The 16,135-nt window shown below is 74.9% G+C and carries 8 protein-coding genes; 5 read left to right on the top strand and 3 right to left on the bottom strand.

Translation table 11 applies throughout. The features are described from left to right. Positions 1-3 precede the first annotated feature (3 nt). The 5 genes from A4R25_RS09130 to A4R25_RS32100 all read left to right on the top strand — a co-directional run bounded on the left by A4R25_RS09130 (position 4) and on the right by A4R25_RS32100 (position 9,931). Positions 4-3,210: a hypothetical protein gene (locus tag A4R25_RS09130; protein WP_064446304.1), complete on the top strand. Its 3,207-nt coding sequence runs from the start codon at positions 4-6 to the stop codon at positions 3,208-3,210. 4 nt (positions 3,211-3,214) lie between these two features. Further along, a complete protein-coding gene (locus tag A4R25_RS09125; RefSeq protein ID WP_231915468.1) occupies positions 3,215-6,496 on the top strand; it encodes a right-handed parallel beta-helix repeat-containing protein in 3,282 nt (1,093 codons plus the stop codon). 54 nt (positions 6,497-6,550) lie between these two features. Beyond that, positions 6,551-6,850 (top strand): YbaB/EbfC family nucleoid-associated protein, encoded by a 300-nt coding sequence (locus A4R25_RS09120; RefSeq protein ID WP_373888002.1) that lies wholly within the window; start codon positions 6,551-6,553, stop codon positions 6,848-6,850. A gap of 119 nt (positions 6,851-6,969) precedes the next feature. Further along, the gene (locus A4R25_RS09115) at positions 6,970-7,605 is read left to right on the top strand and encodes a response regulator transcription factor (RefSeq protein ID WP_176722919.1); all 636 of its coding nucleotides are present in this window, start codon (positions 6,970-6,972) and stop codon (positions 7,603-7,605) included. A gap of 1 nt (position 7,606) precedes the next feature. Continuing rightward, entirely contained in the window at positions 7,607-9,931 is a 2,325-nt protein-coding gene (locus A4R25_RS32100; RefSeq protein ID WP_064446302.1) for a hypothetical protein, read from the top strand. 32 nt (positions 9,932-9,963) lie between these two features. On the opposite strand, the gene A4R25_RS09105 is transcribed toward A4R25_RS32100, so the two are convergent. The 3 genes from A4R25_RS09105 to A4R25_RS09095 form a co-directional block, all read right to left on the bottom strand. Continuing rightward, positions 9,964-11,985: a BTAD domain-containing putative transcriptional regulator gene (locus A4R25_RS09105; RefSeq protein ID WP_064446301.1), complete on the bottom strand. Its 2,022-nt coding sequence runs from the start codon at positions 11,983-11,985 to the stop codon at positions 9,964-9,966. Continuing rightward, the gene (locus A4R25_RS09100; protein WP_064446300.1) at positions 11,982-14,171 is read right to left on the bottom strand and encodes a BTAD domain-containing putative transcriptional regulator; all 2,190 of its coding nucleotides are present in this window, start codon (positions 14,169-14,171) and stop codon (positions 11,982-11,984) included. Before A4R25_RS09100 ends, A4R25_RS09105 begins: the two co-directional genes overlap by 4 nt. A 277-nt stretch (positions 14,172-14,448) precedes the next feature. Beyond that, complete coding sequence (locus A4R25_RS09095; RefSeq protein WP_064446299.1) at positions 14,449-15,681, bottom strand: cellulose binding domain-containing protein; 1,233 nt, start codon at positions 15,679-15,681, stop codon at positions 14,449-14,451. Between the last annotated feature and the right edge of the window lie 454 nt (positions 15,682-16,135).

Raw genomic sequence — 16,135 nt, 5'->3', positions numbered from 1 at the left:
ACCATGGCGACCCGGATCCGGGACCTGTTCGGCGGCGGCAAGGACCGCCCCGGCGGCGTCGTGCAGCACACGGTCGGCAACGCACTCGTGGTGCACGCCGAGGACGCGATCAGCCCCGAGGCGCAGTCGCTGGCACTGTCCATGATCGAGGACGCGGAGAACGACGTCGTCGTGCTCGACCTCGGCGACGGCATGCCGATCAGCGCGTGGGAGTCGATGGCCGGGGTGCTGCCGCGCCGCCGCCGCGGCATCCGCCTGGTCGCCTGCGGCCGGCACGGCAACTCCGCGGCGATGGCCGGGCAGTGGCTCTCCGAGCGGCTCAACCGCACCGTCATCGCCCCGGACGGCGACCTGGTACGCGGCTCGGCCGGCACGCTGTTCGTCCACTCCGTACCGGGCAGCGGCTGGGTGCGGTTCCGGCCCGGCCGCCCGCCGGCCTGGGACGCGAAGCGCTACCCGACGCCGGCGTGGGACCGGGCCGCCGTCGACACCCGCCCGTCCAGCGCCGTCGCCGAGATCGAGCCGATCCCGGCCGGGGTCTGGATCCACAGCAACCGCGACCCGCAGGTGGTCGACCCGCAGCGGCGGCGGCTGACCGCGTACGTGCCGTGCCAGGCGGAAACCATGTCGGTGCTGCTGGGCTGCCCCGGCACACCGCCGCTGTCGCTCGACGACGTGGTGCGCTTCTGGCGCGGACTGGACGAGGAGCACCGGCAGCGGGTGCGCTTCGTGCAGTTCGGCGAGATCCGCATGCCGGAGGGCGAGGCGTTCGGGCAGGCGCTCGCCGACCTGCTCAACACCGAGGTCACCTGCTACACCGGCGTGCCGATCGGCAGCCCGCAGAAGTACGAGATCCGTACCGTGCTGCCGGACGGCGCGTTCGGCTGGGCCCCGTACGCGCTGGAACTGTCCTACTCGCCCCGGGCGCACCCCAACTCGCGGGCCCGCCGTCCCACGGTGCTGCGCCACCGTCCGCCGCTGACCGGCGCCGAGGAGCTCGCGCCCCGCGTCTACTGGTTCGCCCCGGGCGCGGTGGTCGAGGTGGTGCAGAGCGGGCTCTGGGTACGGGCCACCGCCGAGCCGAAGAACGCCGAGCAGGTTCGGGCCGCGATGCTCGACGCCCGCAGCGGCACGCTCGTCTTCGACGACACCGTCCACGCCGCCGCCGAGCGGATGCGGGAACTGGCGGCCGACCTGGCCGCACGGGTGGACGGCATGGCCGGCACCGCCCGGACGCTGATGCCGGCGTCGGTGCTCGTGCCCGGTGCGAAGCCGTCCAGCCGGGCGCAGGTGGTCGTCGACCTGGAAGCGGAGACGCGCGCGGTGGTGGTCGGCCCCGCTCCGATGCCGGCGTACGTGGAGGTGGCGCCGCCCGCGCCGGTCGCCCCGGCGTCGGCGGACAGCGTGGTGGTCGCCGGTCCCGCGCCGGTGACGTCCGAGCGGGACCCGCTCGCGAGCACGCCCACGCTGCCGCCGCCTCCGGCGGTGCCGCGCCCGGTCGCGCCCGGGGTCCCGGCGTTCCCCATGCTGCCGCCTCCGCCGGTGCTGCTGGTCGCGTCCGAGCTGCCGGCCCCTCCCGTGGTGCCGTCCGGGTCGGAGCTGCCGCCGCCACCCGTGGCGTTCGCGTCGGATCTGCCGGCGCCGCCCGTGGTGCCGCCTCCGGTCGAGCCGGTGCTGCCGGCCGTCCCTGGCGAGCGGGCCGTCTCCGGTCCACCCCCCGCCGTGCCCGCTGCCGCCGGCCCGGCACCCGTCCCGCCTGCCGCCCTGGCCGGGCCGGTCCCCGCCGGCCGTCCGGTCCCGTCCGGTGGCTCGGGGGAGTCGGCGGGGCAGAACGGGCGGCCCGCGCTGCCTGAGCCGATCGTCGCCGCCGATCCGGTGGTAACGGTCGAGCCCGTCGAGCCCGTCGAGCCCGTCGAGCCCGTCGAGCCCGTCGAGCCGGTCGGGTCGCTCGGGCCGGTCCCGCCGGTCGGGTCGGTCGCCCTGGCCGAGCGAGCCGGACCGCCCGAGCCGGTGGAGCACGCCGATCCGCTGGTCCGCGCCGAGCCGTCGGCGCACACCGAGGCCATCGGAGGAGGGCTCACGGCGGCCGGCGGACAGGACGCCGCGCCCGGCGCGTACCCGATCCCCGAGCCGCCCACGATGCCGGCCGGCTTCGGCGAGCCGGAGCCGCCGACCATGCCGGCCGGTTTCGGCCAGGCGCTCGCGACGCCGCCACCGGTGGCGCCCGGGCCGGTCGCGCCCACCGTGCCGTCGCTGACGGTCCACGCCGTCGATCCGATTCCCGCAGCGGCGACTCCGGCCACTACCTCGGCTCCGGCGACCGCGCCGGGAGAGGTCGAACCATCGGCCGCTGAGGCCGGGCCGCCCGGCGAGGCCGAGCCGGTCGACAGCGCCGAGGCCCGGGTGCAGCCGGTCCCCTCCGCCGGCGCGGGCGCGCTGCTGTCGGAGAAGAAGGGGCTCGCCGACGAGCGGGCCTGGCTGCGCCGTACGCTCAGCCGCGAGTTCGACGTGATGGCCAGCTCGGTGTCCCGGATCATGTCGCAGCACCCGGGCATGCAGGGCTCCGGCGTGTCGACTGAGGACGTGCTCGCCGACTCGGTCGCGTTGCGGCTCTACCTGACCGGCCGGGGCCCGGGCGTCGACGCCGGCCTGCGTTCCGGCCGCAAGGGCCCGCACGTGCCGTTCGCGCGCTGCGTGGTCGCCGGGGTCTCCCGGATGCCGTCCTTCCGGGGGACGACCGTCTACCGGCTGTCCCCGACCGACCGGGAGTGGGAGCTCTACCAGGACCGCCGCCTGGTCACCGACTGGAGCTTCGTCAACGCGCTCACCCAGCCGTGCGCGACCGAGGACGGCGACACCGACGTGCTGATCTGGTCGATGACGGCCCGCCGTACCAGCCTGCTGGAGCCGGAGGGGGACGAGCACGTCGAGGACCGGGTGCTGTTCCTTCCGGGCACGAACTTCAAGGTGCTGGACCAGCGCCGGCCCGCGGCGGGCGAGCGCGGCGCGGTCCTGCTGCGGGAGATCGGCGCCAACGAGATCGACGACACCGGCCGGGTCGACTCCAACCGGGTGTCGCTCGACGAGCTGGCGGTCACGTCGCTGCGGCGCAGCCTGGACCGGTGGGCCACGGCCGAGCCCCGGGAGCGGATCGGCGCCGGGGCCCGTGGCCGCCTCCGGGTGCTGCCCGGACTGGACCGGAAGGGGTGACGCCGTGAGTCGGCAGGTTCTCGTGGTGGGAGACCGTAAGGCGGGCTCCTATCCGACCATCGGCTCGGCGCTGTCCCGGGCCGAGCCCGGCGCCACGATCGACGTCCACCCCGGCCGGTACGTCGAGAAGCTGGTGGTCGGCGACCGGGTGACGATCAGCGCGGTCCAGCCCGGCACCGTCGAGGTGCACGTGGAGGAGGGCAGCGTCCTCGTCGTCCGTGGCGAGGGCGCCCAGCTGCGCGGCATCACGCTCAGCAGCGCCGACACGACGCTGGCGGCGGTCGACGTGTACGCGGGCGAGGTGGCGCTGGACGACTGCCGGGTCAGCGGCTCCTCCTGGGTCACGCTGCTGGCGCGGATGCAGGGCACCGTGGCGCTGCGCGGCTGCGACGTGACCAGCTCGGCCGGCGCGGGCGTGGTGGTGATGTCGGCCGGGTCCAGCACGATCGAGGACACCGTCGTCCACGACGTCGCCACGAGCAGTGTCGTGGCCGGGGAGAGCAGCGCCCTGACGCTGCGCCGCTGCCGCCTGCGCACGGCCGGCGCGAACAGCGTCTGCGTGGGCGGCGACGCCCGGCTCACCGTCGAGCAGTGCGAGATCGCCGGGGCGGGCAAGCCGGCTCTCGTGGTCGAGCAGCGGGCCTGGGCCCGCATCCGCGGCCTGACCGTCACCGGAAGCGGGAACGTCGACGTCTTCGTCCGCGGCGAGGCCGACGTGCAGATCAGCGACTCGACGTTCACCGGCGCCGCGGTGCAGTCGGCGCACATCGCCGAGGGCGCGTCGCCGTCGTTCCGCAACTGCGTGTTCGGCGGGGCCGGGCACACCGCCGTGCAGGTGCTCGGCGCCGGGCGGCCGACGTTCACCGACTGCACGGTCCTGGACTCGCCGGTCGGCGTCGCGGTCAGCGGCGGCGCACCGCGTTTCCTCGGGCTGACGGTCCGGGGCACGCGGGAGCACGTCGCCGTGCTCGCCGGTGAGTCGACGGTCGTGCTGCAGCGGCTGCGGGCCGAGATCACCGCGGGCGCCGGGGTCCTGGTCCAGGACGGCGCGTCGCTGGAGGGCACCGACCTGGCCGTCGACGCCGGGGACGCGACAGCGCTCGCGCTCACCGGTCCCGCGCGGGCCGTCGTGCGGGAAGCCCGCTTCACCGGTACGGGGGCCGCCTGCGTGCGGGTGGGCGCCGGCGCCGACCTGACGCTGCGCGCGGCCCTGCTGCGGGGCTCCGGCGTACTCGTCGAGGGTGCTCTCCAGATGGGCGACAGCGAGATCGCCGACGCGGCCCGGGACGGCCTGCGGGTGACCGGCGCGGCGGCGGTCACCCAGGTCCGGGTGCGCAACGCCCGAGCGGACGGTGTGGTCTTCGAGGCCGGGTCCCACGGGTCCGTCACCGACGGCGAAGTGCTGGGCAGTGGCGCGGCCGGCATCGGCGTGGACACCGAGGAGCCGGTGGCGCTCACCCGCTGCGTGGTGCGCGACAGCGGCGGCGAGGACGTGCGCCGCTCGCCCGGCGCCACGCTGACCGTCGACGCGCTGACGGTGGGCCGCCAGCAGGCCACGCCGCCGCCGGTCCCCGGCCCGGCGCCCGTCCCGCCGGCCGGCGACGACGGTACGGCCGAGGAGAGCGGCGGCGACGAGCTGAGCGAGCCGTTGCGCCAGTTGAACGGCCTGATCGGTCTGCGCGGGGTGAAGCAGGAGGTCACCGCGCTGATCAACCTGATCAAGATGTCGCAGGTGCGGCTCCAGATGGGGCTGCCGATGCCGCCGATGAGCCGGCACCTGGTCTTCGCCGGCCCACCCGGTACGGGCAAGACCACAGTGGCCCGCCTCTACGGCTCGGTGCTCAAGGAGTTGGGCATCCTGTCCAAGGGCCACATGGTGGAGGCGGCGCGGGCCGACCTGGTGGGCCAGTACATCGGCTCCACCGCGATCAAGACCACCGAGCTGGTCACCAAGGCGCTCGGCGGCGTGCTGTTCATCGACGAGGCGTACACGCTGTCCAGCGGCTCGGGCGGCTCGGGCCCGGACTTCGGGCAGGAGGCCATCGACGCGCTGATGAAGATGATGGAGGACCACCGCGACGAGCTGGTGGTGATCGTCGCCGGGTACTCGGAGCTGATGGAGCAGTTCCTCGCCTCCAACCCCGGTATGGCGTCGCGCTTCACGCGCACCATCGAGTTCCCGAACTACTCCGTCGAGGAACTGGTCACCATCACCTCCAACCTGGTCAGCAAGCACTACTACGAGCTGACCGACGACGCGGTTGACGCGCTGACCGCGTACTTCACCCGGGTGCCGAGGAACGCGACGTTCGGCAACGGCCGGGTCGCCCGCAAGCTGTTCGAGGCGCTGATCAACAACCAGGCGTCCCGGCTGGCGGCCCACCCGCCGACGAAGGACAACGAGCTGAACCGGCTCACCGCCGCCGACGTCGAGCCCGAGCTGGCGCTGCTGGAGGACCTGCCGGTCGAGCCCGGTGAGCAGCCCGACGCGGCGACCGACCCGACCGGCGCCATCAACGCGGCCCGCAGCTGGAAGCGGATCTGCGGGCTGGTCGGCGGGCAGCGGGTGAAGGAGGCGGCCGGGCAGACGCTGTTGCAGTTGTGCGAGGGACGCAACCGCAGGCGGGGCCCGGGCCGTACCGGAAACGTGCTGATCGGCGGCGCGGCCGGCAGCGGCCGCGGCGAGTACGCCCGGCTCTACGCCGCCTGCCTGTCGGAGCTGGGCCTGGTGCCGGTCGGCCAGCTCGTGCGGGTGAGCACCCGCCGGGAGCTGGCGCCGCAGTGGCCGGGGCAGGCCGCCAGCCTGGTGACCGCGGTCCTCGACGACGCGGCCGGGGGCGTGCTCCAGCTCGACTACGTCGACGACGGCTCCGGGGTGGCGCCGGAGATCGCCGAGGCGCTCGTCGCGCAGATGCGTTCCCGGCTCGGCGACCCGGTGGTGGTGCTGACCGGCGAGGAGCCGGCGCTGGCGAGCCTGCGTGCCGCGGTGCCCGCGGTGAACGAGGTGTTCGGCCAGCAGTGGTCGGTGCCCGAGCTCAGCACCGACGAGCTGGCCGAGATCGTGCTGCGGCACCTGGTGCGGCGGGGCCACGAGGTCCCCGACGACGTCCGGGAGGCGCTGGCCCGGATGGCCGGTCAGCTGCCCGGGCGCACCGTCCACGCCGCCCACCAGTTCTCGCTCGCCCTGACCCGGCGCACCGGCTCCCGCACGCTCGCGCTCGCCGACCTGGCCGTGGCGCCGCCCGCGGTCGGCGAGCGTCTCGGCGGCCTGGCCGCCGTCGGCTGACGGTACGCCCGCTTCCCGTAGAAAGGTCCTCGCATGCAGCCCGAAGCCAAGCCGATCCCGCCCTCGTTCCAGGAGTTCATGGAGAACGCGCAGCGGCTCGAGGACCAGATGCGCGCCGCGCAGACGGAGCTGGAGAAGGCGATCGTCACCGGCCGCTCCCAGGACGGCACGGTCGTGGTCATGGCCAGTGGCCTGGGCAAGGTCCAGGCCGTCCGGGTCGACCCCCGGGTGTACGAGCAGCGTGACGCCGCGTCACTGCAAACGGCGATCATGGAGGCGATCCAAGCCGCTGGCGCGAACGCCGGGAAGCTCGCCACGGAGAAGATGGGTCCCGTCGAAATCAATCTTCACTGACTGAAAAAAGTCTGACCAGCGATTACGTGCCTATCTTCACGGGTTGCCGCGCCTCGCGGCACCACTGTGGAGATTTCCTGAAGGAGTCTCCACGAGACTGTCAGCCCCTACTGACAGTGATGGAGATGGCTGTGGAGCAAGTTGCCGTCTTTGTGCACGCGCCGGACCCGCTGACCCACACCGGGCTGACCGCCCACCTCCGGTCGCGGTCGGACGTCACGCTGCTGGACAGCGCGGACCGGACCCGCGCGCAGGTGCTGATCGTCGCGGCGGACCGCCTCACCACCGACGTGATCGCCATGCTGCGCCTCGCCGCGACCGAGATCGGCGCGCCCGTCGTGCTGATCACCACCGACATCAGCGAGCAAGAGCTGCTGACCGCCGTGGAGTGCCGGGTGGTGGCGGTCCTGCCACGCGCGGCGGTCACCGCCGAACGCCTCGCGCACAGCGTGCTGGCGGCCGCCTCCGGCGGCGGCGTGCTGCCCCCGAACCTGGTGGGCGAACTGCTCAAGCACATCGAACGGCTCCAGCGCGACGTGCTCAACCCGAACGGGCTCAACGCCTCGGGGCTCACCGCGCGCGAGATCGACGTGCTCCGGCTGATGGCCGAGGGCTTCGACACCAACGAGATCGCCGACGAGCTGCGCTACTCCGAACGTACCGTGAAGAACGTCATCTACGGCCTCAACCACCGCCTGAAGCTGCGCAACCGCTCGCACGCGGTCGCCTACGCCCTGCGCTCCGGCATGATCTGAGGTGATCACCCGCCACACCGTCGGGAACGCCCTGGTGCTGCACCCCCGGGAACGGATCAGCCCGGAGGCCCGTACGGTCGCGCTGTCGGTGGACCCGGATCCGGACAACGACATCGTGATCCTCGACCTGCAGCACGAGTTGCCCTTCGACGTCTGGGACACGGTCGCGACCGAGCTGCGCCGGCAGCGCCTGCGCCGGGGCATCCGGCTGGTGGTCTGCGGCGCGCGCCCGGAGACCGGGGCGCTCGCCGGGCAGTGGCTCTCCGACCGGCTGGGACGACCGGTGATCGCGCCGTTCGGGCGGATGATCCCGGGCGCGGCGGGGCTGCTCTTCGTGCACGGCACGGACCTCGGCGGCTGGGTCTGCTACCGGCGGGGCCGGGCGCCGGCCTGGCAGTCGAAGCGCTATCCGGCGCCGGCCTGGGACGGCGCCGCCACCGACCACCTCACCATCAGCTCCACCTGCGCCGTGGAGCCGCTGCCGGGTGGCGTCTGGCTGCGCGACAGCCGCGACGAGGCGACGATCGCCGCCCACGGCGGCCGCCTGACCTCGGCCATGGCGTGCCTGCCGCACGCGATGCCGGTCCTGGTGGGCTGCCCCGGCACCGCCCCGCTGCGGCTCGACGACGTCGCCCGGTTCTGGCGTGGACTCGCGCCGCAGGGCCGCGAGCACGCCCGCTTCATCCAGTACGGGCCGGTAGCGTTGCCCGACGGCGAGCAGTTCGGCCAGGCGCTCGCCGAGGTGCTGGGCTGTGCGGTGCGGGTCTTCACCGGCGTGCCCACCGGCCGCCCGGACGACCCGGCCATGTTCACCGTCACCGCCGACGGTGGTCCCGGCTGGCAGGTCTTCGCGCGGGAACTGGCGTACGGTCCCCGGACGGCGCTCGGGGCGGCGGCGACGCCGCGCATCCTCAGCCACCGCGCGCCAGCGGAACTCGGCGAGCCGGTCGGTCCCGGCGTCTACCAGTACGCCCACGACGCGGTGGTCGAGGTGATCCCGTCCGGGCTCTGGCTGCGTGCTCCGCTGCCGTCCCGCGACGCCGACCGGATCCGTGCCGTCCCGCTGGACCCGGCGCAGGCCCGGCTGGTCGTGGACGACCCGGCGCCGGCGGTGGCCGACCGCCACCGGGAACTGGCCGCCGACCTGGCCGCACGGCTCGACCCGGCCACCCGCGGGCGTACGGCGGTGCGTCCGTCCTCGTCGGTGGCGCCGGCCCGGGAACCGGCCCCGCCGCACGGGGCGCGCCGGCACGCGGCGGTTCAGGCCCTCGTGCCCCCGGTTCCCGCCCCACCGCCGGTCGACCTCACCGTGGCCGGCCCGGTCGCCGCGCCGGTGGCCCCCGAGGTGGCCGTGTCCGCAGTGACTGACGCACATGCGGCCCGACCCGCAGTGTCCCGAGGAGACGCGCCCCGTCCCGCCGTGGCCGGAGCGGCCGCGGCCTTCTCCGCCTTGGCCGGGGCGGAGGCGGCCTTCCTCGGCGTGGCCGGGGCGGGTGGCGGGGGCGTGACCTGGGCGAGCGCTCCGACGATGGCGCTGCCGGTGCACCGCCCGACGGTGGCGCCCGCCCGCTTCCAGCGCACCCCCGTCGACGAGGCGCGGGGCGTACGCCCCGGTCCCGACCTCGACGAGGAGCGGGCCTGGTTCCGCCGCGCGTTCCGGCGCCAGATCGCCGCGCTCGCCGCCGACGTCGCCCGCGTGCTCGCGGCGCACCCGGCCCTGCCCGACGGCGCGGACGCGCTGGAGTACGCCACAGCGGTCCGCCTCTACCTGACCGCCGCGGGGGACGGCGTCGACCAGGCGCTGCGGTCCGCCGAGCCGGGTGGTCACGTGCCGTTCGCCAGGTGCGTGGCCGCCGGTACGCGCCCGCTGCCGGTGCACAGTGGCGTCACGTACGCCGCCGCCGACCTGACCCGGGCGGACCTGCGCCGGATCGCGCAGCGCCGGGTGCTGACCGACTGGGGGTTCACCAACGCGCTCGCCGAACCGCCCGCCGACCTGCCGGGAGACGTCGAGGTGCTGATCTGGTCGGCCACCGGCCGGTGCACGGGCGCGCTGGAGACCGGCGACGGCGTGCCGTCCCGCGTCCTCTTCCTGCCCGGCACGGCCTTCGCGGTGCTCCAGGTGCGGGAGCCGGCCGCCGGGGCTCCCGGGCGGCTGCTGCTGCGTGAGCTGTCCGCCGGTGACGCGGCGGCCGACGGGCGGGCGCGGTACGACGCCCTGGCCCTGGCCGCCCTGGACCGGCACGTCGCGGGCGGCGCAGGCCCCGGCACGCCGGTCCCGCCGGCCGCGGCGCGCCGCTTCGTCGGCGTCCCCGGGCTGCGCTGAGCGCTAGCGGCCCAGGCCGTCGAGGAACGGCGCTAGCCGCCCAGGCCGTCCAGGAACGCGGCGAGCGTCTCCCGCTGCTCCGGCGCGCACCGGCCGCTCGCCAGGGCCCGGCGGAACAACTCGCGGGCCGGCCCCGGCGCCTGCCGGAACACCTCCTCGCTGTGCGCGACGAGCCAGCCCACCTGCCAGTCGTCGACCTCGGGCGGCCCGGCGAGCAGGTGTCCGGCGACCCGGGCGGCGGCGCTGCCGTTGTCCGCGAGCGCCTGTGCCGCGTACCGGTGCAGGGTCGGCCGCAGCGCGGCGGGGATGCTCCCGGCGAGCGCCCGCCGCAGCACCGGCTGCCGGAACGCCAGCTCGCGGCCCGCGCCCACGAGAACTGTCGCGGCGACCGCCTCCTCCAGGTCGGCCATCAGGTCGAACGGCGTCCGCCCGGTGACCGCGGCGAGGTCGGCGACGGCGAACTCGTCGCCGAGCAGGGCCGCGTACCGCAGCGCCTCCCGGGCGCCGGGGGAGAGGTGGTCGAGGCTGGCCCGGACGGTGTCCACGAGCGAGCGCGGCATGCCGTCGGCCCGCGCGTCGACCTCGGCGAGCCCGTCGACCACCCGTACGCCGTCCTCCGCCACCAGACCGCTCACCAGCTCCCGCGCGTACAGCGGGTTGCCGCCGGTCAGCGGCGCGAGCGACCGCAGCGTGGCGCCGGGCGGGACACCCACCGCGGTGCCGAAGATCTGCTCGATGTCCGCCCGGGGCAGGGGAGCGAGCCGGATCAGGTGCCCGTCACGTGTCGCCACGCCCCGCCGCAGCCGGGCCAGGTCGCGGCGGCCGGGCTCGGGCCGGGTCGTCGCGACGAGCAGCAACGGCAGCCACCGGGTCAGCGCGGCCAGCCGTTCCCAGGCCAGCAGGCTCGCCTCGTCGGCCCACTGGAGGCGCTCGACGGCCAGCACCAGCGGACCGGCGGCGGTCAGCCGACGGACGTGTGCGAGCACCCGGTCGAGCGCCGCGCCCGGCTCGTCGTGCGGTACCGCCTCCTCGCCCAGCGCTGCCCGCATCACGTGCAGCGGGATACGGCTGCTCAGTTCCTCGGCGACGCCACGCGCGACCCGCAGGCCGAGGGTCCGCGCCTCGTGCAGCGCCGCGTCCAGCAGCGCGGACTTGCCGATGCCGGGCTCACCCTCGATCCACACGATCGCGCTGCGTCCCTCGCGCGCCGTCCCGAGCAGGCCGCGCAGCAGCTCCAGCTCGCCGTCGCGTCCGACGAGGCGGCGGCGACGCGGCGCGACCGGACGGGCGACGACGGCGACCGCGGCGGTCGGTCCCGACTCGGTGAGAATCCGGCTCTGCAGCTCGCGCATCGCCGTACCGGGCTCGACGCCGAGCTCGTCGGCCAGCACCCGGCGCGCCGCGTGGTAGACGTCGAGCGCCTCGGTGCCGCGACCGGCCCGGTGCAACGCGCGCATCAGCAGCTCGTGGAACGGCTCGTGCAGCGGGTGGTCGCGGACCAGGGCGGTCAGGTCGGCGATCGGGCTCTCGTCACACCCACCGTCGAGGATCAGCCGGGCCCGCCGCTCCGCCGCGGCGATCCGCAGCTCCGCCAGGCGGTGCCGGTCGAGCTCCGCGAACAGCGCGGCCACGTTGGCGTACGCGTCGCCGTGCCACAGCGCGAGCGCCTCGTCGAGCAGCGCCACCGCCTCGCCGGGCCGGCCCCCCGCGGCCGGCGCCTCGGCCGCCTCGCACAGCGACACGAACCGGTCGGCGTCGAGCGCGCCCGGGTCGAGGCGCAGCGTGTAACCGGCCCGGCCGGACAGCAGCCGCCCGCCGGCCGTCCCCAGGCTGCGCCGCAGGCCGGAGACGTACGTGTAGACGTTGCCGGCAGCGGCGCGGGGCACGGAGCCGCCCCACAGCGCCCGGATCAGCTCGCCCCGGGTGACCGGCCGGTTGGCGTTGGCGGCGAGCATCGCGAACAGGGCCCGCCGCCGGGCCGGTCCCAGGTCGATCTCGGCTTCGCCGCGCCAGGCGCGTACCGGCCCCAGGACGTTGACGCGCAGGTCCGTCACGAGCGGCCGACGACGGCCTGCCCGGCGCTGCGGGGCGGGTCGTCGGAGCCGGCGATCCGGCTCATCTCGGCGCGCGTCGCGGCGTCCCCGGTGTGCGCCGACACCCAGGTCGCCTCGGCCCGGGCGGGAAGGCCGCAGCGGTGCAGCACCCGGGCCAGTTGCGCGGTGAGCAACTCGCGGGACGACGCGGAGAGGCCCGGTGAGGCGACGGCGTGCCGCAGCACCGCGATGGCCGGCGCGGGGGCGGCGGCGCTGAGCTGCGCGGCGTGGGCGGTCAGCCACCCCTGCACCCAGGCGTCGACCGGCACCGGCCCGGCCAGCAGTTGGCCGGCGACCCGGCCGAGGTCGCCGCCGGCCTCGGCGATCCGCTGCGCGAACTGCCTGTGCATCAGCACCCGCAGCGCGGTCGGGATCGCGCCGCGCAGCACCCGGCGGATCACCGGGTGCCGGAACCGCAGGCGGCGGCCGTCCTCGACGAGCACCCCGGCGGCGAGCGCCTCCTCCACCGCCGGGACGAGCTGCGGCGCCGACTTGCCGGTGACCGCGGCGAGGTCGGTGACCAGATAGTTGTTGCCCAGGAACGCGATCGCCCGCAGCAGCTGCCGGGTGTCGTCGGCAAGCGGTTGCAGGTGCCGGTTGACGGCTTCGGTCAGCTCGGGCCCGGGCGTGTCGGCGGTCCGGCCGTCGCGGTCGGCGAGCACGAGCTGGCGGAGATAGAACGGATTGCCGGCGGCGGCCGCGACGAGCGCGCGTACGGTGTCCGCGCCCGGGCCGGGCGGGCGGGTCCAGGAACGCGCCAGCCGGGTCGCCGTGTCGTCGTCCAGCGGGCCGAGTTCGACGAGCGCGGTGCCGTTGCGGGGCAGCACTCTGCGCAGGAGCCGCACCTCGTAGCCGGCGGGCACCGGGCGGCAGGCGGAGACGAGCAGCAACGGCAGCCGCCCGGTGAGGTTGTGCAGCGCGTGCCAGACCAGCAGGGACAGGTCGTCGGCCCACTGGAGGTCGTCCAGGACGAGCAGCAGCGGCCGTTCGGCGCAGCGCGCCACCACGAACCGCTGGACCGTGTCGACGACCGTCATGGTCGGTGGCGCCCCGCCGGAGCAGTCGTGCAGCGAGGCGGGCAGGCCGGCGTCGTCGCCCAGCGACAGGCACTCCAGCATGATGCTCAGCGGCATCCGGTACGCCAGCTCGTCGCCGACGCCCCAGCCGACCTGGACGCCGAGCGGCGCCGCGTCGCGCAGCCCCTCGGCGAGCAGTGCCGACTTGCCGATGCCCGCCTCGCCGCTGATCCAGACGCTGCCCCCGCGCCCGGCCGCGAGCGCGGTGACCGCCTGCCGCAGCCGGGCCAGCGCAGCCTTACGCCCCTGGAAGCAGGGGAGTGAGGGCGGCGCCGGGATGTGTCCGCGCGTCGCGGTGGGATCGGTGCCGAGCATCTGTTCGTGGATCTGGCGGACGGCGGCGCCGGGCTCGGTGCCCGACTCCGCCACCAGACGGTCCCGGAGAGTGGCGTAGAGCGCGCGTGCGTCGGCGGTGCGGCCCTGCGCGGCGAGCGCCCGCATGGTCACCGCGTACAGGCTCTCCCGGCCGGGGTGGCGTTCGACGAGCGAGAGCAGGCGGTCGACGACCTCGGCGGCGCGCCCGAGGCCCAGCATCAGCTCCGCCCGCCGCTCCACCGAGGTCAGGTACAGCTCGCCGAGCCGGACACGCTGGCTGGCCGCCCGGGGCCCGGGGACGCCGACCAGCGCCTCGTCACCGCGCCACTCGGCGAGCGCGGCGTCGAGCGCGGCCAGCTCGCCGGCCACGTCACCGGCGGCGCGGGGCGTGCGGGCGCGTTCGCGCAGGCGCTCGAAGCGGTGGACGTCGACGGCGTCCGCCGCGACGTGCAGGCGGTAACCGCCACCCTCGGACGTGAGCACGCCGCCGGAGGACCAGCGGTCGCGATCGGGTTCGAGCACCCGGCGCAGCGCGGAGACGTACGTGTAGAGGTTGCCCTGCGCGCTGGCCGGCGGTCGGTCGCCCCAGACGGCGGCGATCAGCTCGTCCTTGGACAGTCCCCGCTGCGGGGTGAGGGCGAGCGCGGTGAAGACGGCCCGGCGCTGGGCCGACCGCAGCGTCAGTTCCTGCCCGGCGTACGTGACCCGGAGGGGGCCCAGCAAGCGGATGTCGAAGCCACTGCACTGTGCCGTCATGCCGTCCTCGTGGTGACCCTGTCCCGGTGACAACCATCCGGGCGGAACCCTAGCTCACCCATCCACTATGTCAACTTCGTCGACATGGCCGGAACCCTTACGGCACATGGCATTCCGGTGCGCCGCGCGATCGCGGAAGGCCCCTGCCGATCGCGCTAGCAGGGGCCTTCCGGCGGCGGGCGCGCACCGGCCGTGCCGGCGGCCCGGCACCCGCCCGGTGCCCGGCGAGACGTTACTCACCTCCCGCCGGGCCGGTCGCCGCCGTGTCAGTCGCGTCTCAGCTTCCGGCGCACGTGACGGTGGCGCCGCTGCCGTTGCCGGCGCCCTGGAATCCGAAGGTGGTGGTCTGGCTCGCGCCGACCTGCCCGTTGTAGCTCTGGTTCGCCACGGTGACGGTGCCGCTGGTGCCGCTGGGCACACCGTTCCACAACGAGCTGATCGACGCGCCGCCCGGCAGGGCGAGCGTCACGCGCCAGCCGGTCAGCGCGGTGGTGCCGGCGGTGACGGTGACGGTGGCGACGAACCCGCCGTTCCACTGGTCCTGCACCACGTAGGCGGCCGAACAGGACGGGCCTCCGCCGGGCGGCGGCGTGGTGGGCGGGGGAGTCGTGGGCGGCGGCGTGGTGGGGGGTGGCGTGGTCGGGGGTGGCGTGGTGGTGGGCGGCGGGTCGAGCGTCAGGTTCTTCTGCTGGACCGTCCACTGGGTGCGGCACAGGCCGCAGTCCGGGCCGACGAAGTTGGCCCCGGCGCCCACGTCGCCCTTCAGGCGCCACTTCAGGTAGAGCACCGCCACCCGGCCGAACTCGCCGCCGTTGGGCTGGTCGTAGGTGCCGCCGTGACCGACGTTCAGGTTGCCCATGAACGCGGGCAGCCCGGACGGCAGCTTGCCCCAGTCGTCCATGGCGTTGGGGTAGGCGATGTCGCTGGGCCCGCCGATGAAGTACGCGATGGGCTTGGTCAGCCGGCGCAACTGGTAGTCGTCGGCGTCGTTGAGCAGCCCGCTGCTGAAGATGCCGGTCGTGGTGACGCGCGGGTCGTTGGAGACGGCGTACGCCTCCACGCCGCCGCAGGAGAAGCCGGCCACGGCGATCTTCGTGGTGTCCAGCCGGTTGAAGTACTTGCTGCCCGACCGGGAGTTCTCCGCCACCGCCCAGTCGATGGACTGGGTGAGCATCTGGGCGTTGGTGGAGCCGGAGCCGTTCGGCGCGCCGTTGGCGATGGCGAGGAAGCCGTGGGAGGCGATCTCACGGAGGAAGTTGCCCTGGGACAGGCCGTTGGCGGAGCACGCGCCGTTGCCCCACACCAGGATGGGAAGGCGCTCGGACGGGAGGGTCTGGGGCCGGAAGATGGTGTGGTTGGCCAGGGTGGACGAGGTTTCGTAGTCGGCGGGGTAGGGGCCGGAGCCGCCGATCGCGGCACCCGCGGGCGCCGCGCCGAACGTCATGGTCACAGAGGCGGCCAAAACGACGGCGGCGGCCAGTCCCGCGTAGATTCTCGATCTCCTTCTCATGGGTCCTCCAGCGACTGACGCGTAGGCGCCCTTGGTGGTGTCGGTGTGCGGTTACTATCACCGGCGTAACGAAAAGTGTCAATGTAACGTCCGCTGTGTGGACGCGACTTCGCGCTGGTCGACCGGGGCGGCGGCCTGAGTGACGCATGCCGCGGTCCGCTCCGAGAGGCGGAGATCCTCTCGACTCGCTTCGCCTTTCCGGGTACGTCGGCACATATCGAGGAACGCCTAATACGCCGAGGCGTCCACCCGGCTCAATTGCCGAATTATCGGTCTTCCGGATCGCGTTCGCCCGCCCGGTGGTCGTGCCGGCGTTGCCCGCCCCTCCGCGCCGCAACAGACGAATCCGGACCGGCCGCTTCAACTCGTCGCAATCGCCTGAAGCGCTCAAATCCCTACGCACGGGCGCCTTGCCTTCGTGCGCCCGGTGGTATAACGAAAAGTTTTCATTGAC

This window comes from Micromonospora sp. NBRC 110037 (assembly GCF_001652995.1).
In the GTDB taxonomy this organism is placed as follows: Bacteria; Actinomycetota; Actinomycetes; order Mycobacteriales; family Micromonosporaceae; genus Micromonospora; species Micromonospora chalcea.
This window is presented reverse-complemented; position numbering and strand designations above follow the sequence as displayed.